Here is a 23,343-nt window from a genome sequence, read left to right as displayed (position 1 = left end):
GCTGCGGATCGCGGCCTCTGACGGTGCGTCGCGGCATGCGCGAAGCACCGGTCACGGCTACGGCATCGGTCAGCTCTTTCGTGCGCTTGCCCATGACGCCGCCGAGCTACGATTTCGCAGCGGCGACCACGCGCTGCTGCTCTGGGGCGACGCCCCAAGCCTCACCGGACAGGTGGAGCTGGCGCAGAAGGCTTGGTTGGACGGGCTCACCATCTCGGTGCGTTGCGCGCCGGGGCCGCCGCGTCGGCGGCCGCAGGCGTGACGCCGGACGACCTGAGGCTTCGTAGGAGGCGCGAACCATGGCGACGTTGTGCGCGAGAAGCTCGTCGATCGGCGCGCCTCGGGGCGTCGGAAAGGCCGCCCATCTGAGGCGGCCGGATTCGGTCAGAAAGGCGCGCCGCCGCCGGACCGTGCGGGAGAAGGCGTCGGTCTCGATCAGGGAAACGCGCGCGAAATGACGCCTGAGCTCGTCAAGCTTGCGACCGCCGCCTCGCATGACGAGCACCAGCGGGCGATCGACGCGATCGGCAAGGGCGCAAAGCTGGGCGACGTGCCAGTCGATCCGCTCGCCGCGGCCGCAGCCGGTCGCGAACTCGAAGGCGAGTATCTCGATCTCCGGGCGCTCGACGATGAGGTCTCCCCAGCGGGCATAGTCCTGCAGGGTGCGGCCGTTGACGTGCAGGGCGGCCGGCAGCCCCGCCGCCGCCATCTCCGTCCAGGCCAGCAGGATCCGCTTCATGGCATGGAGATTGTCGGTGCGTGGCACGTCCGTCAGCACGCTGTAGTTCGGCGCTGTGACGAGGATGACGCCGAGCCCCTTCAGCGCGGCCAGGATTGCGCCGCGATCTTTCAGATCCCACCAGCGTTCGATGGGGCCGTCCTTGTCGACGCCGCTGACGACGATGGTCGCGCCCTCCGGGATTCGAAAGCGCGCGGCGAGTTCTGCGCGACTGCTCACATGTGGTTGGCCGGTGGCGAGATTAACCAGTTCGTAAAGCGAGAGCGCGACCACGGGTTCGTCGAGCGTTGCGTCGCGCCCGTAGCGGTGGTCGACGAAGGGCACGATCAGCGGAATGTCCGGCACGCCGTTGACCGGCGCGCGTGGTGCGTTCTCGAAGCCGAGGCCGCCGACCTCCCGCATTCGGGCGACAAAGAGGCTCGGATTGAACCGGCAGACCATGTCGCACTTGCTCTTGTCCTTGCAGGTACAGAGGTCGCGACAGTCTACGATGCCGGCGTCGGTGTGGACGCCGCCGCAGCCGTCGCGATCGAGGCAGGTCGGGCACCCGAGCGACGGCGCATGGCGCGTGGCGTCGTCCCAGAGCCGCTGGGGCTGAGGAAAGTGGCGCGAGGGCTCATGGGACGGCCGGCGGTTCATTTCACGCTGATCTCCGCCGTGTCGCCAAACAACCCGACCCGCTGGAGGATGGCCTCCGCGTAGCCGCCGCCGTCGCAAATGGCGGTGGTCATCTCGGGCGAGGGGTTGGCGACCCGGCCGATCGCGCGCAGGCCGTCGCTGAGGGTGAGGCCATCGGCCCCGCTCTGGACGATCAGCGTGTCGCCGGCCTTGAGCCGGGCGCCGCCGCTGAGCTCCGCCGTGACGGTGCGGGCGGTTTCGGACATGGTGAGATCGAGGAGCGTCGGCGCCTTCAGGCGGTCGAGACCGCCGTTCCAGCGCTTGCGCCAGGGCTTGCCGGTTTGCGCGCGGATGTAATCGAGACCCATCAGGCGACCTCCAGGACCGGCGTGAACGTCTTGGTCTTGCCGGCCCTACGCTCGATCAGAAGGCCGCGGGCGGCGAGGAAGGAGAGGCGGTTGTTCCAGGCGGTGGGCGCCAGCTTCTCGTCGCTTTGGGCTGCGAGACGGGGCGCGGTCGCCGTTCCGAGACGGGCGACCAACGCGAAGGTCGAACGGTGCGCGTCGTCGAGTTCGCCGAGGAGTTGAGGATCGCGCGACGCGCCGGCCTCGGTCAACCGACAGGCCCAGAGCGCGTCCTTGCGCTGTCGCAGGAAGAATTCGAGCTCTTCGGTGACCGGCGCCGAGGCGTTCGCGATCACGGGGTAGAGCAGGGGCAAGGTCGAACGCGCGTAGTCGCGGAAGGCGATCACGCCTTCGCGCAGGAAGGAGGCGGTCGCCACCGTGACGCCCTGGAAGTCGAGATAGGCGGGCTCGGGCTCAGCGGGCGCGCGCGCGGCGTCGACCAGCTTGCCGAACAACTGTCGGCCGGGTCCGGCGCCGCTCAGGACTGCTTGGTGACCGGCGAGAGGTAGGATCTGAAGTATCAACTGCTAATCCTCATTGAGGTCAGTGAGGATGATGACAAGATCGCCGTTCGTTGTCAAGAGCCGCCGAGCGAGCGCCACGGCGCTCTCCACAACGACGTCCGAGGCGGGAACAGATCGATAACCTGCCGCTTGTAAAGTGTCAGAAACATCGCTATTTTTCTGACAGAGGTGAGCTATGACCCGTTTGACCAGTCAGATCATCGAGGAGGCGCGCCGTTTCCCGGAAGGAACGCCCCTTGCCGCCAAGGCGCTGCTGCACCTGGGCTCGCGGGCGGCCGTCGATCAGGCGCTGTCGCGCTTGACGCGACGCGGGCGGTTGCTGCGCGCCGGCCGAGGGCTCTACGTCCTCCCCGTCGAGAGCCGGTTCGGCGCTCGGGCGCCCTCGGTCGAGAAGGTGGTCGAGGCGGTGGCGGCGCAGCGCGGCGAGACGATCGCCCCGAACGGCGCCGCAGCGGCCAACGCCTTGGGGCTGACCACTCAGGTCCCCGTCCGCGCCGTCTATCTGACCTCCGGTCCGAGCCGGACGCTCCGCCTCGGTCGTCAGACGGTCGAGCTTAAGCACGCGCCGCCGTGGCAGCTGGTGCTTCCGAACCGGCCCGCGGGGCAGGCCGTGCGGGCGCTGGCCTGGCTCGGGCCATCCATGGCGCGGGCCTCGCTGCAGCAGCTGAGGAAGCGGTTGAGTCCGACCGAACTGACCGCTCTGGCGGCCGTCGGACCGCGACTGCCGACCTGGCTCGCCGAGCCGGTGAGCCAGGCGACGCATGGCTGACGTTTTCCTGCAGCTATCGGCTGACGAACGCCGCGAAGCGCTGGAGGTGGCCGCATCGGCCTCGGGCCGGCCCGTCCACCTCCTCGAGAAGGACATCTGGGTCGTTTGGGCGCTCGGCGCGCTGTTCGGATCGGCGCTTGGGTCCAAGCTCGTCTTCAAGGGCGGCACCTCGCTGTCCAAAGCCTACCAGGTGATCCGTCGCTTCTCGGAAGACGTGGACCTCACCTACGACATCCGCGCGCTCGCGCCTGACCTGCTCGGCGAAGCCGAGAGCGTCCTTCCCGCCACCCGCAGCGCCGAGAAGCGCTGGACAAGCGAGATCAGGAAGCGGTTGCCGCAGTGGGTAGCCGAACAGGCGCTGCCGCTGGTCGCTGGTCGCCTCGCCGAGGAGGCGCTTTCGGCGGAAGCGAAGGCCGACGGAGAAAAGATCTTCATCGGCTACGAGGCGACGGCGACCGGCACCGGCTATGTCGGCCCATCGGTGATGCTGGAGTTCGGCGCGCGCTCGACGGGCGAGCCGTGCGCGCCGTTCGACATCGTGTGCGACGCGGCCGAGGCGATCAAGGGGGTCGATTTCCCGCGGGCGACCGCGCGCGTGATGAAGGCAGAGCGGACGTTCTGGGAGAAGGCCACGGCGATCCATGTTTACTGCGCGCAGCACCGTCTGCGCGGGGAGCGCTTCTCGCGTCACTGGCACGACATCGTGCGGCTCGACGAAGCCGGCCTCGTCGAAGTCGCCATAGCCGATCGTGACCTCGCGGCAGCGGTCGCGGCGCACAAGACCATGTTCTTCGCCGAGCGGGACGCGGCGCGCGATCCGATTGACTACATGGCCGCCATCGGTGGCGGCCTGGTCCTCGTTCCCGACGGCGCGGCACGGGACGCTCTGGCGGACGACTATCGGCGGATGATTGAGGATGGCCTGCTTCTCGAAGAGGCGGAGAACTTCGATCTCCTGATGGCGCGCTGCGCCGAGATTGCGGCGCGCGTGAACGCCGCCGCCGGCCGATGATCGATCTGCACGAGCGCCTGTCGGAGTTCTCCTACGGCTACGGAGTGACCCGCGAGATGGAGCGTCGGCTCGCGGCCGCCGGCTTGCGCGCCACACCGTTCCTGCCGAGCCTGCTGCACGAGGCGAGCCTCGGATTCGACGTCGCGTTCTCGGGCCCAGGCCAAGTCGTCATGCTGCAGTTCAAGCTCGGGCAGCAGCTATCGCGATTCCGACGCCTTAACCCCGGCGAGAGCATCCCGGCGCTCCAGAAGCCGTTCTGGCGGTACTATGTCGATATCGGCGAGCACCAGTTCCTGCGCTTGGAAGCGTTCGAGCAGCAGGGAGCCGATGTCTTTTACGTGTCGCCGCGCTTCTCCCACTGGTCGGCCTATGAGGCAGCTTTCCATGCCGAGCAAATCTTGCAGCGATCGTTGCTGCTTCGACCATTCCAGATCCGCGCAGGCGCGGCCGGCGCCCCGGGGGAGCACCGCATTGTCTACGATCGGGCTAACCGTTACGTCTGCTCCGAGCCGCAATTGGTGGAGGAAGTGCGGCCCGACGAGTTGATCGAGAAGCTCGGCGCCCGAGCCCACAGCCCGCAGGAGTCGCTCGCCGGTCGGTTGGAACGGCTGGCCTCCCAAGAGCGCGCCCAGGATCTGCCGCAACTCTCCGCGCGTCGGCGACGGGAGCTTCGCGCGCGTGCTCGGACGCCAGCAGACGGCTTGGCGGCGGTGATCGGGCTGGAGTCTTGGTTGCAGGGAGCGCAAGTGCTGTTCGTAACGCCCGCTGCCAGCGGGCCCGATCCGACAGAAGCGGCGCAGTAATGTATCGCTAGGCCGACTTGGCTTGGCTCGATCGCTGGTTCAATGAGCGCAGAGGAGCGAGGCTATTCCAGCGGGGCGAGCATTCGGATAGGAATGGGCGGTTGTCGGAGCGCGTCTGCGCGCTGTAGCGTCGTACCCGTGCGGTATGTGAGCGACTAGCCGAGTCGAACGGAGCGGCCCGAACGGTGGGCATTCCGCGCGATTGAAGCCGATAGTCGCCGACACCGAACAAAAAAGTTTCCAGGAAGAAAAGTGAGACTTTTCAATAGCCTGAGTTTTTGACGGGATCAGCCTCGGTGCGCTGGCACGCCGACGAAGAAAAATCTATTGCCTTACAATAGCTTACAGTCCGTTTGGACCATTGAGTGGGAGTGACGGGGCGTACATTCGGATTGAATCGGCGGTCTTGGCGTAGCGCTGCGTAGTGAGCATCGTCGATAGTCAGCAATAGCTTTCGTTTCATCCCTCACGCGGTTGTTTCGATCCGTTTGCCAATGAATGGTTCATCCTACAGACTTAGTCTGGAGCTGAAGTAGGGAATGCGATCTTTATCTTGGTCTCGCATTCTGTGCGCAGCAACAGACTCAAAATCTCCAGCTCGTTCAGAATTTCGACGGGGTTCCCGCCACGTGCGCCCCTCAACGCCTCCTTTAGCCACGGGCTCATTCGCGGGTGCGCAAGGACCCATGCTATCCGTTCGTCGTTCAACTCCAGCAAGTCGTTTGGAAATGACACGGTCCTTCCTCCGTCAGCGGATCATGGATTGCATTCCGGGCAATGCCCCTGATCGGCGTAGGCGAGTCCATCGAGCCGCGGACGCCTTTCGCGATGCTCGCAGGCCACACATCCGAAAACTTGGTGGCGAACCATGATGCTCGCGGCGCCACAAGCTTCGCACGGCAAGCCGGTCTCGACATTGACCTGGCCATAGCCGGGCATAGCGCAAGCCGGGCAGGGCGTTGACACGCGCTCGGCGAAAATGACAGCCAATCTGCGAAGCGTTGCCATGCGCGTTGGATTCATATGGGCGCGCATATCGGTCTGGATTAGCGTCCGCCCGTCACGCGAATGCGCGGCGCAGTGAATGATCGCCGACGCGAGAGCTTGCTTGCCGCGTAGCCCCTTATAAACCGGTCCCGCCGCCAACCCAGCTTCGGCAGCCTTCACGATGAGCGCATGATCGGGAAACCCGATGCGGTCGAGAAACGCGCTCAGCTCGTCGTTCGGATGTGCGAAGACATGATCGAAGACGGGCGAGTCCTCGATCAAATACTCGGATACGACGATCTTTCGTACATCGTCGATCAGCACCATGAGTTCGATGCCGCCGGCAATGAAGGGGATATGCGGGTGGGGTCCGTAACTGCCTTCGCTGGCGATCCCGATTGGTAGCCCGCTCGCCGCCATCCCGAGCCTTGCTTTGGCGATCGCCGTCTCGCGAATGGTTCCCGTCCGAGGTACCTCGCCGGTAAACGTGCCGAGCACATCGGTGTCCAGATTTGGCGCGGTGCTGACGACGAGGCCGAGCCGCTCGAACAGGGCCGCACTGATTGCTGCCTCCTTGCCATGCATGGTCGCGAGCACGGCGCGGTGGCCGGCATAGCAACCATGGCGGTTGGCGGTCGAGGCTTCGTGCGCTGTGCCGCGAACGCTCACGACGATCTTCCCGCTTCGAATTCGAGGGGTTCGAGATGGACAGGCACAACCGTCACGCGGTGACCCGCAAGAGATCAGGCTCCTTGACCGCGCTCTGGGTGCTGTTTTCCCAGCACGAACCGCTCTTGTAGCGCCACGCCATGCGGCCTTCATCGTCGAGGGCAAAGAGGTGAAGCCAGCGGTTGTCGAACAGCGCCCGGACCTTTGGGTGCCGCTCCAGTATGCCTGTGATCGCCTCGCGGGGAGCTTCGATCAGCACGGAAAGCCGCAGCGGTTCATGCGTCAGTCTTTCGCCGTCATGGACCGATTGCCATGGCAGTCCCGCCCGCAGGAGGCCGCCATTGCCCTCGACCACACCGATACCACCGGTTACGTTGTGGAGCAGCTTGTTGCCCGCGCCAAAGACGTCTGGAGCGACGGTCGAACCATAATATTGCAGGCTGATCCAGCTGGCGACGACGACCGGCGCCGTCAGGATCAGCTCCAGCACGCCGAAGCCTTCGTCCTGCTTCCAGTCATAGTCGTGGAGGAAGGCCCGTCCGGCAAGATCTCTGCCGGCGGTGCGCGACCGCGGCGCCGCGACAAAGGCCTGGCAGCCGGCAAGCGCCCATTCGGGGCGAAGCTCGGCCCAATCGCGGGCACGATGCGGGATGTCGTTACCGCGCGCGGCGCGCGGCAGGCGCAGCGCCCGTTCCCCCCGCGCCAGGACGCCAGCTGATTTCAGCCAGCGCTGTGCCTGCTTGATATCCTCGGCATGGGCTTTGGAAGGATGGTCGTGGGTATAGATGGTGATTTCATCGGTCGTCGTGTCGTGCAGCGCGCCAAGGAAGAGCGTATCCTCAGGGATAGCGATGCCACGCTCGGTCAGGCCGGTGCGCACATCTCCGTCGTTGAGCAGCGAGGCAAGCAGCCGCGCGTTCACCTCGCCCGAATACCCTCCGCATGCGCCGCAATGCAGCGCACTGGCATGGGGATTGTTGACCACATTGGCGCCGTGGCCGGTGAGCAGAACCAGCCTTGCGAAGCCTCTGGTGAGCGACATCGCCTTGAGGACGTTCGTCGCCATCGTCAGCCTCGTGTCGAGATCGAGACTCTCAGCCGGGCGAGGGGCGGGCTCGTTCGGCGCGGTGTGTCGCGTCAGTGCCAGTCCGTCGCGCAGCAGCTTGCCGACGTAGATCGGGCCCGCGGCCTCGACGAATGCGAAGGAGGAGATGGCCGCCAGCTTGAAGCGGCCCCAGGCCCGCGTTGCGCGTGCCTTGATTCGTGCAGCCAGGTCGGCCTTTTCCTCTGCCGAAGCCGACGCGCCCGAGCATGTGAAAACACCCGGGGTCAGCAGCACCGGAAGCCGCGACTCGACGACATCCGAAGCGAAACGGCGATGGCCGATGCTCAACCCGAAGAACCCTGCGAATCCGAGCGTTTGGATGCTTGGATCGAGGCTTTCCAATGCCCGCCGAAACACTTCCGAGCGCACATCGATACAGAAGGCCATCTGAAGCTTCGACGGAGCTGGATTCACGAGAGTCGAAGGTGTCCCGGAAAGAAGTGAGTTGAGCCGCCGTTGCGCCCCGCGTTCGGCAGCCTCCTGGAAGATGGCATTGATGGTATCGTCTGAAGTTGCCGAGATTGGCTCGGCGTAGGCAGCGATGGCAGCTTGCCAGTGCGGCGAGAGCGCGGAAGCGTATTTGTGCAGCAGAGCCGCCTCCCAGGTCATGCGGATGGCAAGAAGTTCGGTGACGGACGTATCCGACCCTTCGCTCAGCTCCGCTTGCCAAAGCCGATAGCGGGCTACCTGGCCCCAGCCGCCGAGCGTCATCAGCAGCCTGTGGAAATAACTCTCCAACGCAGCCTCGGGGAGCCCAAGGCGGATGACGCATTCAATGATCGCGTCTTCGGCATTCGCGGGCGCATTGGCGACGCTCTGCGCGAAACCTGAGAGGCCGGCGATTTCCGGCGTCAGGTCATGGGTCGCGATGGTGCGCCAGGCAGCATAGGCGCCGCCTGGTTGGACGTTGGACCAGAGCGCCTGCCCCTGATCAAAGTAGCCGGATGCCCAGTGGCTGATGCGGTCGTTGACGATGCCGGGCCAATCGATCGCAGCAACGTCGCGTGCCAGTTCGGCGACCGTCGCGCCGGCATGTGGTGCTATCCGTTCGGCCCGGGCCGCCTCCTTCAGAGCAGAGAAGGTCTTCGGCCGGAGCGCTGCGGGAGCCGCCTCGAACGCCGCTTGCAAATCTTCCTCAGCGATCTCGCCTGAATTTAACCGTTCTGCATACCAGGCGCGCGGCATGGTCAAAGCGATGCCGGCGGCGTGCCGAAGGCGTGCCGCTGCAGTCGCTAGCGGCTCGCCCGTCTGGCCGAGGAAGGGATTGACCGCCACGCTCGAGGCGAGCGGCCAAAGTGGAGGAATAGCGCGCGCCGCACGATTGGCCGCCTCGATGATCACATCAGAAGGCAGGAGGGGCGGTTTGGTTATGGCCATCAGCATGGGTATGGTCCTTGCTCTTATCGGTTCACGACGCCTTGGGGGCAGACCAGCCGCCGAGGATGCGATCGATCGTGGCGTTGGCGTAAAGGCCATTGGAAAGATGGACGCGCAGTCCCGCAGCGGCGGGATGCGACGCCCAGAGCGGGAATAGCGCCTGCGCCACTGCCACCACCCCGAAGCTCAGCACCGCGAGCACCATCAGGGTCCATTCCAGACGACCTGGCGCCGGCGTCGCTGGCAGTACCCCTGCCGTCAGCCATTCGGCAGCGGTTTGCAGCGCGAAGTAGCCGATCGCGGCGGCACTGGCGTAGATCGCCGTTTTGCGTGTCAGCGGACGCGGCGCGGCGTCGGCGAGCCCTTGGGCCAGCAAATAGGCGACACCGAAAATCAGAATGGCACCGAGCGCGAGCGCCTGTGGTGACTTGTGCTCGAAGCCGAAGGCAATCCCGAACGCAGCGCCAATCCCGGCATAAATCGCAAGTGCGATCAGGAAGGCGCGGCCGACCGCGGCTCCGTCGGGAACGGCGACTGGCCCGGGCCGGCGAATGGCCGCCACCTGCTCGACAGCCCCGCCGGACGCCAGAAACGCATGCGCCTTGTAGAGGGAGTGGGCGATGATGTGGAGGAGCGCCAGCGGGAACAGCGCAAGACCGCACTGCAGGATCATGAACCCCATCTGCGCGACCGTCGACCACGCGAGCGATGTCTTGACCGCAGGCTGAGTCAACATGACGAGTGCGCCGAACAGCGCTGTAAACCCGCCCAGCATTGCCAGCACGGCGAGCACGCCGGGAGCCGAAAGCATCACATCAGCGAAGCGGATCAGCAGGAAGCCGCCGGCATTGATCACGCCCGCATGAAGCAGGGCCGAAACCGGAGTCGGCGCCTCCATCACCTCAGTCAGCCAGCCATGGGTCGGGAACTGCGCCGATTTCAGGACCGCGGCGAGCGCGAGCATGGCGGCTGTTGCAACAACGAGCCAGGAGGCGTCACCCTGACGAGCCAGCGCGTTGATCGTCGCGATATCGGTCGTGCCGAAGCTAATCCAGGCAAGAACCGCTGCGCTGACCAAGGTGATACCACCGATCGTCGAGAACAGGCGCTTCTTGCGCGCTGCGCGCTGGGCCGCCACGCGCTCAGGATAGAACAGCAGCAGGCGATGCAGGGCGGCGCTGGTCGCGATCCAAGCAGCGACCAGCTGAACGAGATTGCCCGCCTGGACGAGAAGGAGGACGGCCGCAAGTGCAGCGCAAAGCCAGCCAATGAAATAGCCCTGTCGCGCCTCGCCGTCCAGGTAGGTGCGGGCGTACCGCACAACGATCCAGCCGACGAAGGCGACTAGGAGGAGCATCGCGGCGCTCACCGCATCGAGCCTCGTCGACAGTCCGAAGCCGCTCCATCCGATCAGCCCGCTATCGCCGGCGCCGCGCAGGATCAGGAGTGCAAGCGAAGCCATCGCGATCAGCAGCGCGCCGAACGCGGCGCTTTCCGCGACAACTGGCGCCAAGCGTGGACGTAGACCGCTCCTCACGAACCCCACGACGGCGGCGACGAGCAGAAGGAGCGGTGCGGCTAGCGGGAGCAGATAAAGCGACAAGGCAATCCCCTGGATCGTTGGCGGTTGGGATGCCTTGGATATCGATCTGCGGGAACGAATCAAAATTCATTGTTTTCAGTAAATCGTTCGCTATTATCGAACATCATGGCATCTCTGAATTACAACCACTTGCGCTACTTCTGGGCGGTTGCACATGACGGCAATCTCACCCGCACTGCGGAGCGCCTGAACCTTACTCAGTCAGCTCTGTCGGTGCAGATCCGCAAACTTGAGGAGCGCCTGGGTCATTCGCTTTTCGAGCGTCGGGGGCGGCAACTCCATCTGACCGAGGCCGGGCAGATCGTTCTCGACCATGCCGACGCGATCTTCGCCACGGGCGACGAGATGCTGGGCACATTGCAGCAGACTGGAGCAGTCCGGCAGGCGCTGCGCGTCGGTTCGCTTGCCACGCTGTCGCGCAACTTCCAGATGGAATTTCTGCGTCCGGTTCTCGGCCGCACGGACATAGATCTCATCCTTCGATCGGGCAGCGCGGGCGAAATGTTGCGGGCGCTTGAGGCGCTCAATCTTGACGTGGTCTTGCTGAACCAGGCGCCGCCAGGTGACGCTCTGACCCCACGCGTTACACATCGCCTTGCGGAGCGGACGGTAAGCCTGGTGGGCACACCGGATCGGTTGGGGCACGCCGCGAGTCTTGCGGAGCGACTGCGCAAACACCCCGTCATTCTACCGACTGTAGACAGCAGCGTCCGCACCGGCTTCGACGCGTTGGCGGACAGCCTCGGTGTTCGGCCACAGATTGTGGCGGAAGTTGAAGATATGGCGATGATGCGGCTTCTCGCCCGCGAGGACATCGGGCTGGCTGTACTTCCGCCTATTGTCGTCAAGGATGAAATTGCGGCGGGCGTGCTTCTGGAAGGCGATCAATTGCCGGGCATCGTTGAGACGTTTCACGCTGTCACCATGTCGCGACGATTCCCAAATCCTTTGGTCCGGCTTCTCCTACAGCCCGCGCTCACCCCGGGAGACCTATAGTTTGCCAGACTAGCGCTGGATCGCTGCTGGAAACGGTCCGGCGAAATGAAAACGGTTGGACCGTATCCTCTGTGTGTTCAATACGGTGCCTAACCTCCGCGATCATTGCCATGTGACGGTACTTTTCCAGTGCCTCTGCGGGCACGCCCGATCACGAGATTCGGTTCCAGAGCTGGAATAGGTGTCGATAGATGCCGAAAGCGCAAAAAAAATTCACGCCGATTTCGTCAATGATTTCAACAGCGTGACCAGATGACGGACTATGGGCTGGCCTACAGCGCCGAAAATCGACAATGTTGTGAATGAAATCAGATGCTTAAGGCATACTTGGACGATGGAGTGGGAGTGAGGGGGCAAACAGCGGCAACTACATAGGGTCGGCGACGAACTGCGCCAAGGGCACACATTATCCTGTGCCTCAATTCCTGCGGTCATTCAGCTAAAGCCAACTGCTCCCTAAAAGGTTGAGGGACAGACTTGGCCGGTTCAGCTTTCGCGGCCCTCAGATATGTGGTCAAGGAAACCTTCAGCTTATCGCCCCACGCTGGATCATGAATGTCGTAGATCGCGACTCTCAGATGTCGAAGATCAAACGGGACATCCTCGAGTTGGCCCGTCGTGAATACGACCGGCTTGTTGGCGGCATGCGCCAATCCAAGCTCATAGAAGACATTAGCGTTCTTCCCGGTCAGGTCAGCGAGAAGTACTTTGGCCCTAGAAATTTGCTCCCAAATCTGTTCGATCACCGAACCGGTTGAAAACAATTCGTCTGCACGAACTGGCTCAAGGCCCGCCTCCCTTATCGCCGGTACATATATTTCACGATAGTAAGTATCCATCCACTGTCCAAAAGGCATCATAACAAAACACGTATCCAAGAACTGGCGTCCTGAATTACCATCTTCGTGACTAGGAATGTCGGGCTCTCGCGGCCGAAGTTCGCTCTCGACGACTGGGCCAGGGCTCGTCCTATCCGGCTGAAATGCATGCAAGTAGTTAAGATTGCTCGTAAATATATCTATGAAATTTTTAACTCTCTCCCGGGGAATAGAAAATTCCCTAAAAAGAGTATTTTCAAAAAATTCATCTTCTGGCAGCTTCTTTCCTCTGTAAAATTCCTCGACTTTCCTAAAATCGTCTACACTCCGAAAGGCCTTTTGAAGTGCCTTTGGCCTAGCTGACGGAGAACTTGGCGCAACCACATCTTGACCGATTTCAGTCAATGAAACAGGAGAAATTTTCCCCGATCCGGTAACCAGTTGGTACTGATTTGCCGATCTAAGTAAATCGAGAAACCGCCAGTCCGATGTTGAATTGTATCCGACTGCTTTTGAAAGCATATCAGGTTTCATCGGATTCCCGGCATTTTGCTCTTCGAGAGCGCGCGCTATTTTAATCGAGTCTTCAAGAGTGTTTTTCGGGAATGTCCATGGTGGGGGTGCCTTCTTTCCCGCTTTTTTTGAAGATGAACTCTTCTCTCCTGAAGTCAGATTCGTTGACGAAGATGCGCTTTTTTGCAGCCTGGGCTTTCGCTGCTTGCCTGCCGGCTCCGATGAAGTCTTAAGCCCCTTAACATTTTCCACATTGGGTACAATTGGAGTTCCTGCATCATCCATGGCTTAATCTCTCCAGAACAAAGAGTGAACTGAAGACGAAATTCTTGTGAGAGTCGAGTGGTGCCGGGAGATGGGAAGCATTATAGGAAGTGCGACATGGTGTTTGTGGGCGCATCTGCTTGAGTTCATCGGCGGAGCTCGTCGCTGTGTGTCTGCGACGGGCCAATCAACAGTATCGCTTCCTCGCGTTCCAGAGACATTGAAGTGTGAGCCCTCGTCGGTCAATGTCAGGCAACTGACAACGCCCCAGCGCAGTTGCACTTGGCGCGCCCAACTGCAGCGCCGTTCCCTTCAACAAGCTGATCGAAGGCTTCAGGGTGCACGACGATCTTGTGGCTCCCGCAACGCATGCGACGCTCTATCAACATGAGGAAGGCGGGCCTACGTCAGCACTCGATTTGAATCGGACGGACATCGATCACAACGAAGGGTAGATGATCAATGCCGACAGAAAGCATTGCCTCGCCAAAGCCGATTTCGTCGGTTGACGTAGCATGGACGAAATGGGACGACGTTCCTCGCTTCGGCTTGCGCTATCGGCACCTGACGCTCGCCGCGGTCGGCGAAAACTATAATGTCGGCGTGGCGATCGAGGAACTGCCGCCGGGCAAGCAGAGTTCGCCCGCGCACTACCACATCTTCGAGGAAGAGCATGTCTATATCCTCGAAGGCGCGCTCAGCGTGCGTATCGGCGCCCACACCCATCGGATGAAGGCGGGCGACTATGTCTGCTTTCCGGCCGGGCAGAAGGCCGGGCATTGCCTCATCAACGACAGCGACGCCGTTTGTCGCTACGTGATCGTGGGCGAGCGCAATCCGAATGAGGTGGTGGTCTATACGGATTCCCGGAAGGTGCTGGTGCGGGCGCTGGGGCGGCGTTCGATCTTCGATCTTGCGGCGATGCGCGGTTACTGGGATGGGGAGGACACAGGTCTTCCGGCCGGAGAAATCCCACCCTCCGACGCTGTGGACAGTACGCTGGAGGCAACGGCCGGATCGCCGCATCCGCCGATCTCTTCGCATGACGTGCCATGGGAGGAAATGCGCGAGGGCGCACGGTTCGGCGGACGCACGAAGCGTCTAACCAGCATGGCCGTTGGACCGAATTACCGCGTCGGCATCCGCATCGAAGCGCCGGCGCCCGGCATGCGCCTGGCGCCGATGCACTATCATATGGTGGAGGAGGAACACGCGCTGATCCTCGAAGGGCAAGTGACGCTGCTCCTCGGTGACGAGCGATATGACATGGAGGCGGGCGACTATGTCTGTTTCCCCGCCGGCCGGAAGGTCGCCCATTCCTTCATGAACGGCGGTGAGGGTCCCTGCAGCTATCTGATGATCGGCGAACGCAATCCGACCGATGTCTGCGTCTATCCGGATTCGAACAAGATGGCGGTCAGCGCCCTGCGCACCGAAGACGACGTATTCGATATGTCGGGGGTGAGGGGATACTGGGATGGCGAGCAGACGAACTGAGCCCCCTCGCCGATTTTGGTGGCGAGGGGGCTCCGATCTCTACTGCCGGGAGACGACGATCTCCAGATATTCGGCGGGGACGACCATCGTGCCGTCATCGGCGCGGTTCAACCGGTCGATGATCGCGAGGATATCATCCTGGAGCGCCGCCTGCGCCGCCGGGTCCAGCGCCGCGAAGGCCTTGAGCAATGGTCCGTAGTAGGACCTGAAGACCTCCAGCCAGTGCGCCGGCGAACGGTAACGGAAGACGAAATTTCGCCGGGCGGTGGCGACCGAGGCTGCCTGCGGCTCGAACATGCCCGCGATCCGCTCCCGCGTGCCCCATAACAACGGCGAGCGGATTCCGGCCGGCGGGGCGACATGTCGGCCAATGGCTTTGAAGACCTCCCCGATGAAGCCTTCCGGGGTCCAGTTGGCGAGGCCGATCTTCCCGCCGGGCCTGCAGACGCGAACCAGTTCCGCCGCGGCGCGGTCCTGGTCCGGCGTGAACATCACGCCGAAGGTCGAAACAACGGCGTCGAAGCTGGAATCCTGGAATGGCAGGGCCTCGGCGTCGGCGTTCCGGAACCGGATGTCGAGCCGCTCGGCCGACGCCCGCTCCCGTGCGCGGTCCAGCAGCGCCGGCACATAGTCGGTCGCCGTCACCTCGCACCAGCGGCGCGCGGCGGCGAGGGAGACGTTGCCGTTGCCGGCGGCGACGTCGAGCACCTTCTGGCCCGCGCGGATGTCCATGGCCTCGCACAACTCCTCCCCAACGATCTGCAGCGTCGTGCCGACGATTGCATAGTCGCCGGAAGACCATGCTCCTTTCTGGCGCGCCTTGATGGCGCCCAGGTCGGCCGGGGCGGGGGGCGGCGCCGAAGCGGCGGCGCGGTCGGGGCTCGCCGCGGCGATTGATGTCTCCATGTTCACTCTCCATGCCGGGCTGGTGGTCCTGCTATGCTGCCGGCCTTGCCCGTGCGAAGGCCGGCAGCCTCGGGTTTAACGGCCGCTCGTGGAGGCGATCGTGGGAATCGGCGTGGAAAAGCCTGTGGATTCCGAAGGATCGGAGCAGATCCGGGCGACCCCGTCGCTACATCTGCGGCTGCTGGGCCCGCTGGAGGTGCGTCGGGACGGCGCGGCGCTGACCCTGCCGTCGTCCCGCAAGGCGCGGGCGCTGCTGGCCTATCTGGCGCTGTCACCCCGCCCGACGGCCCGAAGCCAGCTCTGCGAACTTCTGTGGGACGTCCCGAACGATCCACGGGGGGAACTCCGCTGGTGCCTCAGCAAGATCAGGGGAATCGTCGACCAGCCGGGCCGCCGCCGCGTCGAGACGGATGGAGACGCCGTCCGGTTGGACCTCGCGGATTGCTTCGTCGACGCGGTCGAAATCGCCCGCGCGACGACCGAAGGAGTAGGGTCGCTGCCGACGGAGCGATTGCGGTCGCTCCTCCCGCTGTTCGGCGGGGATTTTCTGGAAGGACTGGAACTCGGGCGCAGTCCGGGCTTCGGCGGCTGGCTCGCCGCCCAAAGGCGGCGTTTTCGCGATTGCCATGCCGCTCTGCTGGAACGCCTGGTGGTGGCGGCGGGGCAGGGTGGCGATGTCACCGAGGATGAGGCGCTAACCTATCTCGGCGACTGGATCACGCTCGCGCCGTTCGATCCGCGGATCCACGGACTGCTCCTGGCCGCGCTGGCCCGGCGTGGTCGAATTCGGGAGGGCGAGGAGCATCTGGCGGCGGTCGCCCGGCTGTTCGAGGCCGAGGGGCTGGATTGGGCGCCCATCCGCGAGACATGGCGATCGGCCCGGCGGAAGGGAGCCGCATTGTCCGTTTCATCGACCATCGCGGCAGAAAGCGGGCAAGGAGACACCGCCGCCGCGTCCAGGCGGGCCTCGATCGCGGTGACCCCATTCATCGACGGCTCCATCGCGAGGGAGGGGGGACGCGGTATCGCCGACGCACTCGCCCATGACATCATCACGCGGCTGGCGAAGCTGCGCAGCCTGTTCGTCATCGCCCAGGGAACCATGTTCGCCCTGCATGAACGGCAAATCGGCGCAGAGGAGGCGGGACGGACGCTGAATGTCGACTATTTCGTCGGCGGATCGCTGCGGCAGGAGGGCGGCCGAATGACCGTGACGGTCGAACTGGCCGAGACGCGGAGCGGGCGGGTTGTCTGGGCGGAGATATTCAGCCGCCGGCTGGACGACGCCTTCCTGCTGCTGGAGGAAATCGGCAATAGGATCGTGGCCTCGGTCGCCAGCGAGATCGAGACGATCGAACGCAACCGCGCGATCCTTCTGCCGCCGAACGGCCTCGACGCCTGGGAAGCCCTTCATCGCGGGCTTTGGCACATGTACCGGTTCAGCAAGCAGGACAATGAGCGGGCGCGCCATTTCTTCGAGGCGGCGCTGAGGCTCGATCCCGCCTTCTCCCGCGCCCATGCCGGCTTGTCCTTCACCCATTTCCAGAACGCGTTCCAGGGTTGGGCGCGGCGTGGCCCCGAGATCGACCGCGCGTTCGAGTCCGCCGGGCGGAGCCTGATGGCCGACGATCGCGACCCGGCGGCGCATTGGGCGATGGGACGGGCGCTCTGGCTGCGCGGCCACCACGACCAGTCCGTCGTGGAGCTTGAGCAGGCGATCGACCTCAGCCCGAACTTCGCACTTGGCCACTATACGCTGGCCTTCGTCCATTCGCAGGCCGGTGACGCCGAAACCGCCATTTCTTCGTCCGACCATTCGCGGAGCCTCAGTCCGTTCGACCCGATGCTGTTTGGCATGCTCGGCTCCCGCGCCATGGCCCTGGTGCGCCTCGGCAGGATGGAGGAGGCCGCCGATTGGGGCGTGAAGGCCGCCAGCCGGCCGAACGCCCATGTCCAGATCCAGGCGATTGCCGCGCTCTCGCTGGCGCTGGCTGGCCGGCTGGACGAGGCGCGGGCCTGTCTTGCTGCGATCCGCGGCGCCCATCCCGCCTATCGGCTGAGCGACTTCCTCACCGCCATGCAGTTCGCGCCGGACGGTGAGGCGCTGTTCCGGGAAGGCGCGCGGCGCATTGGGCTGGAATGACGCGCCGGGCGTCTTCTCGCGGGAGCTGGAACCCTACACCGACCGGCCATCGAAATCGATCGTCGGAACCGATGCGATATCGACGTTCTCCAGGCAGCGGATGTTGACATAGGCAGACGGCTTGCCCTTCGGGTCGGCGTCCTCCGCATAGGGGTGCATGCCGCAGGTCTGGCAGAAGCGGTGCCGGATCGCATGCCTGTTGAAGGTATAGTCGCCGATGCCGTCTTCCGGCCCCAGCAGCCGCAGTTTCTCTCGCGGCACCGCCCAGAGGAGCGCGCCCTTGCGGGAGCAGATGGAGCAGTTGCAGGCGACGACGGCCTCGATCTCGCCTTCGACCTCGAAAGCGACATGGCCGCAATGGCAGCTTCCCTTGTAGAGCATCTCATCCTCCTACTGGCCCGATGTCAGGTCCGCCCGCGTCCGCCGGGCTGTGCCTGTATTTCCGGGAAGTCGGCGGCGACCTCCTGTACGTCGGCAGGGAAGTCAGAGAGCTCCTGCACTTGCCGGATCTCGATGATCTCATTGTCCGACGCCGGGCAACGGGATGCCCAGGCGATGGCTTCCTCCCGCGATGCGACCTCGATCATCCAATAGCCGCCCAGCACTTCCTTCGCCTCGGCGAAGGGGCCGTCGGTGACGATCGGCTTGCCCTTGGAGAACGAGATTCGGGCTCCCATCGAGGGCGGATGAAGCCCGTCGAGCCCGCGCAAAATGCCGGCTTCCTGGAGGGCCCGGTTGTATTTCATCATGGCGTCGACGCCCTCGGCGTCCGGCATGGTTCCCGGTTCGGCGGTTTCGTAGCCCTTGGGGATCATCAGCATCATGAAGCGCATGGGATCGTGACCTCCGGTCGATCTGGATTGACGTTGTGCCCACAGGACGAACGACCGCGACCCGTCCCGACATGCCGACCGAAAATTCGCACCGGCCCGCGCATCTTTGTCAAGAATCCGCCGGGTCCTGCTCAAGCAGGCGCGTGGCGGCCTGCGTGCGGTTGCGGACTTCCAGCTTCCGGAACAGCGAGGTGATGTAGACCTTGACCGACGACACCTGGAGACCGAGTTCCCCGGCGATCTGCTTGTTTGTATGGCCGACGACGATCAGGTCGGCGATCTGCCGTTCCCGGCGGGAGAGGGGAACGTCGGAAGGGTCCGGGGGCCGGCTTTCCTTCCGGCGCAGCCGAAAGCGGGCGTCGGCGAGGGCCAGTTCCATGAGCCGCATCTCCGTGACGTCCCGTCCGATGGAATGGAAATGGTCGATCGATCCGTCCGCCGCGAAATGCGCGTATTCCCGCCACCAGGTCCATCTGACGGAGCCGCCGGCCTTGACCGTCCGGAGTTCGAAGGTGTTGATCGGCTTCTCCGGCGTGAAGGTTCGCAGATAAGCCATCACCTGCGTGCGCCTGGCCGGCGGCGCCATGGTAATAAACCGCATGCCCACCATCTCTTCCGGCCGCTTGCCGTAATAGGCGGCATAGGCCTGGTTGACATAGGTGAGGGTGGTGTCGGGCCTGAACCGGCAGATCATCTCTCCCTGCTGGTCCAGGATCTGCCACAAATCGTGAATAACGCCGGTGAGCCGGGCGATCTCCTTTTCGGCGTCGGTGTCGCCATCGACATTCGCGGGATGAAGGTTTCCGGTCTCTCTATCTCTGGCCATGGCCGTTCGTTACATCAGCAGGGTCGACAGCAAATGGAACGCCACAAAACTGAAATAGGATCTTCGATACGCCCCGCCGGCGATCGCGGATGACCCCGGCGTGAAACCATGATACGTCCCGATTATGAATGACACATATGAATCCGCCGGCGACGATGCGCTGGTCGCCTGCCTCCTCCGCATGGCGGCCGAAAAGCCGGTTTCCGCGCAGGAGGTGGCGATCGCCTTCGCCCGCGATCGGGTAAAACCGAAGGACCCGCCGGACGCCTGGCGCCGGTGGCTCAACCCCGTGAAGCAGCAGGCGCTCCATCTGGCGCGGCAGGGGCGGCTGGAAGTGGTGCGCAAGGGTGAGGCGATCGACCCGGCCGACGCAAAGGGGCTCGTGCGCTTCCGCGTTCCTTAGAGGCTAGGCCCTTTCCGGCTTCTCTCGACGCCTGTTCCGACCTCGTGTATATTGTATATCAGGCACGGCGTCATAAGCCGGCAGCTGGGGAGGAAAGCGATGAAAGTAGCTGACATCCTTACCAAGAAAGGGACCAGGATCCTTACCGTTCGCCTCGGTGAGACGGTCGAGGTCGCGGCGCAGCTTCTCCGCAGGGAGAATGTCGGCGCGCTGGTGGTGAAGGACGTGTGCCGCACCGAGGGCAACGTCGTGCTGGGGATGTTCTCCGAACGGGACATCGTGCGCGCGCTGGTCGATCTTGGACCGGCGGCGCTCCGGACACCGGTTTCCGCCCTGATGAGCAGGAACGTCATCACCTGCGCGCCCGGCGATCCGGTCGAACATGTGCTGGAACTGGTGGAGACCCATCATATCCGGCATCTCCCGGTCCTGGAGAACGATACGCTTATAGGCGTGATCAGCGTCCGGGATTTGGTGACTTCCCGCCTGGACGAGATCGGGCGGACTGGAGAGGACGGCGTCCGGAACCGACAAACAGCCTGATAGTTTGCCTCAGCCAGCCGCCAGTTCCCGCACGTGAAGGGCGCAGGCGCGGCCCAGCGCGTCGAGGTCATAGCCGCCTTCCAGGACAGACACTATCCTGGAGGAGCAGTGCTTGCGCGCCAGCGCGACCAGCTCGCGTGTGACCCACGCGAAATCCTCATCGACCAGTTCGATCTGCGCCAGCGGATCCTCCGCATGGGCGTCGAAGCCGGCGGAGATCATCAGCAGGTCGGGACCGAACGCCTCGATCGCCGGGAAGATGAAGGACTCCATGGCGAGGCGGAATTCCTTCGTGCCTGAGAAGGCGGGAAGGGGGATGTTGACGATGTTGTCATGCTCGCCCCGTTCATCGGCAGCCCCGGTGCCCGGATAGAACGGCCATTGATGGGTGGAGGCGAACAGCATCCCCGGCCGGTCCCAGAACATGGCCTGCGTGCCGTTGCCGTGATGGACGTCGAAATCGACTACGGCAACTCGTTCCACCCCGTGAACGGCGCGTGCATGCGCCGCGCCGACCGCGATGTTGTTGAAGAGGCAGAAGCCCATCGCCCGGTCGGGCTCGGCATGATGGCCGCAAGGCCGGACGGCGCAGAAGGCGTTGTCGGTCTCGCCTGTCATCACCGCGTCGACCGCCGCGCAGACGGAGCCCGCGGCGCGCAGGATCGCGCTCCTGGATGTCGGCGACAGCACCGTGTCGGGATCGAGTCGCACCAGCCCCTGCGCGGGAATCGAGGCCAGGACATGCGCGACGTAATCCGGCTCGTGGACCCGCTCCAGTTGATCGACTGTGGCTTCCGGCGCTGAACGCCGCTCAAGGTCCGCCAGCCCGTCCTGCTGAAGCGCCGCCTGGACCGCCCTCAACCGGTCGGGGCGTTCGGGATGGCCGGGGCCGGTGTCATGATCCAGGCAGTCGGGATGGGTGAAGATCAGCGTCGTCATGCCCTTGCCCTTATGTGATGAGACGCCTGTCGACAGCGATGCTCGGCCTGAACCAATTTTCGATTGGGTTCAAAAAACCGGCCAGGTGATCCGATCTCATTGGGCAACGCAAGGCCTCTTGACTCCATATGCCGTCCCCTGTGACATTATCTCGCATACGAAAGACAGTATACACTATTTCCCGGGCACTTCCGGGACATGAACCGATGACCAAGAGGTACGAAGAAGAAAGAATCTACTGAGCGATCAACGCTCGAAACCGGGAGGAAAACAATGTCGCTAACCAGGAAGAGCTTACTTGGCCTGTCCGCACTCGGCGTCGCCGTGGCGGCTGGCGGTTTCGCGAAACCGGTCGAAGCACAGGATTGGCAACCTCGAGCACCGGTCGAACTCATCATTATGGCGGGTACTGGCGGCGGCGCCGACCAGATCGCGCGCCTTCTGCAAGGCCTTATTGAGCAGAAGGATCTCTCGCCGACACCTTTCATCCCGATCAATAAGCCGGGAGGGTCGGGCGCCGAGGCGTTACGCTACATGCAGGATAATGCCGGCGACCCGCACAAGGTGCTGGTGACGCTGAACAGCTTCTATACGACACCTATCATCCAGGAAGATCTCGGCGTCGACGTTCTCAGCTTCACGCCGATCGGCCGCATGGCGCTCGATACGTTCGTGCTCTGGGTCAACGCCGATTCCGAAATCCAGACCATTGAAGACTATGCCGCCGCCATCACCGAGTCCGGTCTGGACTGGAATATGGGTGGCACCGGGATGGGTCAGGAAGATTCGATCCTGACCGCGATGATCGAGGCCGAGTTCGGCACCGACATCACCTACATTCCGTTCGAGGGCGGTGGCGTGGTGGCCAGCAACCTGATCGGCGGCCATATCGACTCGTCGGTCAACAATCCCGCGGAACAGAACGAGTTCTGGCGGGCGGGGGAGTCGCGGCCGATCGTACAGTTCACCGAGGAGCGCATGGAGGCGTTCGCCGACGTGCCGACGGCCGCCGAAACCGGGCATGACATCAGCTACTTCATGCAGCGTTCGATCAACGGGCCGCCGGAGATGCCGGAAGAGGCGCAGCAATGGTACATCGCCCTCTTCGAAACCCTGTTTAATTCGGAGGAATGGCAGGAGTACTGCGCCAGTGAGGGTCTGTTCTGCGACGACTATGTCTCCGGAGCGGATCTCGGCCAGTTCCATGAGGATCAGTACGCCCGTCATGAGGCGCTGATCGAACAGGTCGGCGCCGCAGCCATCACCGGCCAATAGAACTGAGAAAGAGGCCGCCTCACGGGGCGGCCTCTCTGCTTTCAGAAGAACCGCACCAGAAGAAGAAGTCGTTCCGACCTCCCGCGAGCGGATCGGGGATTTGCGCGTGGCGGAGCGGAATCACAAAGGAGGGTCGTCCATGACCGTTCGTACTGCCGAACTGCTTATGGCGGTGTTTCTCGCTCTAGCGTCAGTCGCCCTTATGTACAAATCAACCGACGGCCTCGCGATCGGCTGGGTGAGGGGCACGGGCCCCGGTTCCGGCGCGTGGCCGTTCTGGCTTTCTCTCGTCATGCTGCTGTCCTGCATCGCGACGATCGTCCGCTGGTTCATGCGGGCGACGCCGCAATCGCGGTCGGAAGAGACGTTCATGGACAGCCATGCGGTCCGTCTCATCGGCATCACCGTGCTCGCCCTTGTCCTCCTGCTGTTCGGGACGGCGACGATCGGCCTCTACTTCTCCCTCATGCTGTTCCTTCTCTTCTATCTGAAGGCGCTGGGCGGGCATAGCTGGACGACGAGCATATCGCTGATGTTCGGCATTCCGATCTTCATCTTCCTGTTCTTCGAGTACTTGCTGGTCATTCCGCTGCCCAAGGGGATATCGGCGCCGCTCTTCTATCCGATCTACGCGATCATTTATTGAACGGGACGCGCCGGATGAGTCATCACAATCACCACGCGCCGCCCTCGCCAGAATCCGCGGTCGGGCGCGACATCCACATTTTCCAAGGCGAGACCGGAAGGCTCGGCCCGTATGGGCCGCTGGCTGAAACG

22 protein-coding genes are annotated in these 23,343 nt (G+C 63.6%); 10 read left to right on the top strand and 12 right to left on the bottom strand.

Annotated features, from left to right (window positions below):
* Nucleotides 1-106: 106 nt before the first annotated feature.
* Genes AAFN89_RS01705 through AAFN89_RS01695 form a run of 3 tightly spaced genes read right to left on the bottom strand, consistent with a single transcriptional unit; the run spans nucleotide 107 to nucleotide 2,216 of the window.
* On the bottom strand, nucleotides 107-1,378 hold the full coding sequence (locus AAFN89_RS01705) for a hypothetical protein (RefSeq protein WP_347535236.1): 1,272 nt from the start codon (nucleotides 1,376-1,378) through the stop codon (nucleotides 107-109).
* Nucleotides 1,375-1,725 carry a hypothetical protein gene (locus AAFN89_RS01700; protein WP_347535234.1) on the bottom strand — a complete coding sequence of 117 codons (351 nt, stop codon included), beginning with the start codon at nucleotides 1,723-1,725 and terminating at the stop codon, nucleotides 1,375-1,377. The genes AAFN89_RS01705 and AAFN89_RS01700 overlap by 4 nt, the downstream gene beginning before the upstream one ends.
* A complete protein-coding gene (locus tag AAFN89_RS01695) occupies nucleotides 1,725-2,216 on the bottom strand; it encodes a hypothetical protein (protein ID WP_347535232.1) in 492 nt (163 codons plus the stop codon). The genes AAFN89_RS01700 and AAFN89_RS01695 overlap by 1 nt, the downstream gene beginning before the upstream one ends.
* A 244-nt stretch (nucleotides 2,217-2,460) precedes the next feature.
* Here AAFN89_RS01695 and AAFN89_RS01690 point away from each other — a divergent pair, with 244 nt between their 5' ends.
* From AAFN89_RS01690 to AAFN89_RS01680, 3 genes are read left to right on the top strand one after another with little or no spacing between them, the layout of a single operon-like run.
* Nucleotides 2,461-3,054, top strand: coding sequence for a DUF6088 family protein (locus AAFN89_RS01690; RefSeq protein ID WP_347535230.1), 594 nt, complete (start codon nucleotides 2,461-2,463; stop codon nucleotides 3,052-3,054).
* Complete coding sequence (locus AAFN89_RS01685; protein WP_347535228.1) at nucleotides 3,047-4,066, top strand: nucleotidyl transferase AbiEii/AbiGii toxin family protein; 1,020 nt, start codon at nucleotides 3,047-3,049, stop codon at nucleotides 4,064-4,066. Before AAFN89_RS01690 ends, AAFN89_RS01685 begins: the two co-directional genes overlap by 8 nt.
* On the top strand, nucleotides 4,063-4,869 hold the full coding sequence (locus tag AAFN89_RS01680; protein ID WP_347535226.1) for a hypothetical protein: 807 nt from the start codon (nucleotides 4,063-4,065) through the stop codon (nucleotides 4,867-4,869). The genes AAFN89_RS01685 and AAFN89_RS01680 overlap by 4 nt, the downstream gene beginning before the upstream one ends.
* 756 nt (nucleotides 4,870-5,625) lie before the next feature.
* Here AAFN89_RS01680 and AAFN89_RS01675 read toward each other — a convergent pair.
* The 3 genes from AAFN89_RS01675 to AAFN89_RS01665 are packed head-to-tail and all read right to left on the bottom strand — an operon-like array spanning nucleotide 5,626 to nucleotide 10,610.
* Nucleotides 5,626-6,525, bottom strand: coding sequence for a DUF6671 family protein (locus tag AAFN89_RS01675; protein WP_347535224.1), 900 nt, complete (start codon nucleotides 6,523-6,525; stop codon nucleotides 5,626-5,628).
* Between the two features lie 52 nt (nucleotides 6,526-6,577).
* A complete protein-coding gene (locus AAFN89_RS01670) occupies nucleotides 6,578-9,007 on the bottom strand; it encodes a DUF2309 domain-containing protein (RefSeq protein WP_347535517.1) in 2,430 nt (809 codons plus the stop codon).
* Between the two features lie 31 nt (nucleotides 9,008-9,038).
* On the bottom strand, nucleotides 9,039-10,610 hold the full coding sequence (locus AAFN89_RS01665; RefSeq protein WP_347535222.1) for a proton-conducting transporter membrane subunit: 1,572 nt from the start codon (nucleotides 10,608-10,610) through the stop codon (nucleotides 9,039-9,041).
* Nucleotides 10,611-10,715: 105 nt separating this feature from the next.
* On the opposite strand from AAFN89_RS01665, the gene AAFN89_RS01660 reads away from it, so the two are divergent.
* Nucleotides 10,716-11,606, top strand: a complete 891-nt coding sequence (locus tag AAFN89_RS01660) for a LysR family transcriptional regulator (protein WP_347535220.1) — start codon at nucleotides 10,716-10,718, stop codon at nucleotides 11,604-11,606.
* Between the two features lie 431 nt (nucleotides 11,607-12,037).
* Here AAFN89_RS01660 and AAFN89_RS01655 read toward each other — a convergent pair whose 3' ends face one another.
* Nucleotides 12,038-13,222, bottom strand: coding sequence for a hypothetical protein (locus AAFN89_RS01655; RefSeq protein WP_347535218.1), 1,185 nt, complete (start codon nucleotides 13,220-13,222; stop codon nucleotides 12,038-12,040).
* A 528-nt stretch (nucleotides 13,223-13,750) separates the two neighbouring features.
* Between AAFN89_RS01655 and AAFN89_RS01650 the strand changes: the two genes are divergently transcribed.
* Nucleotides 13,751-14,698 carry a cupin domain-containing protein gene (locus AAFN89_RS01650; RefSeq protein WP_347535216.1) on the top strand — a complete coding sequence of 316 codons (948 nt, stop codon included), beginning with the start codon at nucleotides 13,751-13,753 and terminating at the stop codon, nucleotides 14,696-14,698.
* A 39-nt stretch (nucleotides 14,699-14,737) separates the two neighbouring features.
* Here the strand turns inward: AAFN89_RS01650 and AAFN89_RS01645 are convergent, their stop codons facing one another.
* The gene (locus tag AAFN89_RS01645; protein WP_347535214.1) at nucleotides 14,738-15,604 is read right to left on the bottom strand and encodes a methyltransferase domain-containing protein; all 867 of its coding nucleotides are present in this window, start codon (nucleotides 15,602-15,604) and stop codon (nucleotides 14,738-14,740) included.
* Between the two features lie 112 nt (nucleotides 15,605-15,716).
* Between AAFN89_RS01645 and AAFN89_RS01640 the strand changes: the two genes are divergently transcribed.
* Complete coding sequence (locus AAFN89_RS01640; protein WP_347535212.1) at nucleotides 15,717-17,747, top strand: BTAD domain-containing putative transcriptional regulator; 2,031 nt, start codon at nucleotides 15,717-15,719, stop codon at nucleotides 17,745-17,747.
* 33 nt (nucleotides 17,748-17,780) lie between these two features.
* On the opposite strand, the gene AAFN89_RS01635 is transcribed toward AAFN89_RS01640, so the two are convergent.
* The 3 genes from AAFN89_RS01635 to AAFN89_RS01625 all read right to left on the bottom strand — a co-directional run bounded on the left by AAFN89_RS01635 (nucleotide 17,781) and on the right by AAFN89_RS01625 (nucleotide 19,406).
* Complete coding sequence (locus AAFN89_RS01635) at nucleotides 17,781-18,128, bottom strand: GFA family protein (RefSeq protein ID WP_347535210.1); 348 nt, start codon at nucleotides 18,126-18,128, stop codon at nucleotides 17,781-17,783.
* Between the two features lie 23 nt (nucleotides 18,129-18,151).
* Nucleotides 18,152-18,580: a YciI family protein gene (locus tag AAFN89_RS01630; protein WP_347535208.1), complete on the bottom strand. Its 429-nt coding sequence runs from the start codon at nucleotides 18,578-18,580 to the stop codon at nucleotides 18,152-18,154.
* 109 nt (nucleotides 18,581-18,689) lie between these two features.
* Nucleotides 18,690-19,406, bottom strand: coding sequence for a LuxR C-terminal-related transcriptional regulator (locus AAFN89_RS01625; RefSeq protein WP_347535206.1), 717 nt, complete (start codon nucleotides 19,404-19,406; stop codon nucleotides 18,690-18,692).
* A gap of 124 nt (nucleotides 19,407-19,530) precedes the next feature.
* Here AAFN89_RS01625 and AAFN89_RS01620 point away from each other — a divergent pair, with 124 nt between their 5' ends.
* Together AAFN89_RS01620 and AAFN89_RS01615 are read left to right on the top strand one after the other, a co-directional pair.
* The gene (locus AAFN89_RS01620) at nucleotides 19,531-19,809 is read left to right on the top strand and encodes a DUF3253 domain-containing protein (RefSeq protein WP_347535204.1); all 279 of its coding nucleotides are present in this window, start codon (nucleotides 19,531-19,533) and stop codon (nucleotides 19,807-19,809) included.
* 99 nt (nucleotides 19,810-19,908) lie between these two features.
* Nucleotides 19,909-20,352 (top strand): CBS domain-containing protein, encoded by a 444-nt coding sequence (locus tag AAFN89_RS01615; protein ID WP_347535202.1) that lies wholly within the window; start codon nucleotides 19,909-19,911, stop codon nucleotides 20,350-20,352.
* A 9-nt stretch (nucleotides 20,353-20,361) separates the two neighbouring features.
* Here AAFN89_RS01615 and AAFN89_RS01610 read toward each other — a convergent pair whose 3' ends face one another.
* Entirely contained in the window at nucleotides 20,362-21,291 is a 930-nt protein-coding gene (locus AAFN89_RS01610) for a histone deacetylase family protein (protein ID WP_347535200.1), read from the bottom strand.
* Nucleotides 21,292-21,564: 273 nt separating this feature from the next.
* Here AAFN89_RS01610 and AAFN89_RS01605 point away from each other — a divergent pair, with 273 nt between their 5' ends.
* A complete protein-coding gene (locus tag AAFN89_RS01605; protein ID WP_347535198.1) occupies nucleotides 21,565-22,566 on the top strand; it encodes a tripartite tricarboxylate transporter substrate-binding protein in 1,002 nt (333 codons plus the stop codon).
* A 139-nt stretch (nucleotides 22,567-22,705) separates the two neighbouring features.
* Complete coding sequence (locus AAFN89_RS01600) at nucleotides 22,706-23,212, top strand: tripartite tricarboxylate transporter TctB family protein (protein WP_347535196.1); 507 nt, start codon at nucleotides 22,706-22,708, stop codon at nucleotides 23,210-23,212.
* The last annotated feature ends 131 nt before the right edge of the window (nucleotides 23,213-23,343 follow it).

The organism is Inquilinus sp. CAU 1745 (assembly GCF_039839375.1).
Taxonomy (GTDB): domain Bacteria; phylum Pseudomonadota; class Alphaproteobacteria; order DSM-16000; family Inquilinaceae; genus JBDOQU01.
This window is presented reverse-complemented; position numbering and strand designations above follow the sequence as displayed.

What these genes read in the sequence shown, in the direction of transcription:
- AAFN89_RS01705 (WP_347535236.1), bottom strand. Translation starts at nt 1,378, where the DNA reads ATGAACCGCCGGCCGTCCCATGAGCCCTCGCGCCACTTTCCTCAGCCC.
- AAFN89_RS01700 (WP_347535234.1), bottom strand. Translation starts at nt 1,725, where the DNA reads ATGGGTCTCGATTACATCCGCGCGCAAACCGGCAAGCCCTGGCGCAAG.
- AAFN89_RS01690 (WP_347535230.1), top strand. Translation starts at nt 2,461, where the DNA reads ATGACCCGTTTGACCAGTCAGATCATCGAGGAGGCGCGCCGTTTCCCG.
- AAFN89_RS01685 (WP_347535228.1), top strand. Translation starts at nt 3,047, where the DNA reads ATGGCTGACGTTTTCCTGCAGCTATCGGCTGACGAACGCCGCGAAGCG.
- AAFN89_RS01680 (WP_347535226.1), top strand. Translation starts at nt 4,063, where the DNA reads ATGATCGATCTGCACGAGCGCCTGTCGGAGTTCTCCTACGGCTACGGA.
- AAFN89_RS01670 (WP_347535517.1), bottom strand. Translation starts at nt 9,007, where the DNA reads ATGGCCATAACCAAACCGCCCCTCCTGCCTTCTGATGTGATCATCGAG.
- AAFN89_RS01660 (WP_347535220.1), top strand. Translation starts at nt 10,716, where the DNA reads ATGGCATCTCTGAATTACAACCACTTGCGCTACTTCTGGGCGGTTGCA.
- AAFN89_RS01655 (WP_347535218.1), bottom strand. Translation starts at nt 13,222, where the DNA reads ATGGATGATGCAGGAACTCCAATTGTACCCAATGTGGAAAATGTTAAG.
- AAFN89_RS01645 (WP_347535214.1), bottom strand. Translation starts at nt 15,604, where the DNA reads ATGGAGACATCAATCGCCGCGGCGAGCCCCGACCGCGCCGCCGCTTCG.
- AAFN89_RS01635 (WP_347535210.1), bottom strand. Translation starts at nt 18,128, where the DNA reads ATGCTCTACAAGGGAAGCTGCCATTGCGGCCATGTCGCTTTCGAGGTC.
- AAFN89_RS01630 (WP_347535208.1), bottom strand. Translation starts at nt 18,580, where the DNA reads ATGCGCTTCATGATGCTGATGATCCCCAAGGGCTACGAAACCGCCGAA.
- AAFN89_RS01625 (WP_347535206.1), bottom strand. Translation starts at nt 19,406, where the DNA reads ATGGCCAGAGATAGAGAGACCGGAAACCTTCATCCCGCGAATGTCGAT.
- AAFN89_RS01620 (WP_347535204.1), top strand. Translation starts at nt 19,531, where the DNA reads ATGAATGACACATATGAATCCGCCGGCGACGATGCGCTGGTCGCCTGC.
- AAFN89_RS01615 (WP_347535202.1), top strand. Translation starts at nt 19,909, where the DNA reads ATGAAAGTAGCTGACATCCTTACCAAGAAAGGGACCAGGATCCTTACC.
- AAFN89_RS01610 (WP_347535200.1), bottom strand. Translation starts at nt 21,291, where the DNA reads ATGACGACGCTGATCTTCACCCATCCCGACTGCCTGGATCATGACACC.
- AAFN89_RS01605 (WP_347535198.1), top strand. Translation starts at nt 21,565, where the DNA reads ATGTCGCTAACCAGGAAGAGCTTACTTGGCCTGTCCGCACTCGGCGTC.
- AAFN89_RS01600 (WP_347535196.1), top strand. Translation starts at nt 22,706, where the DNA reads ATGACCGTTCGTACTGCCGAACTGCTTATGGCGGTGTTTCTCGCTCTA.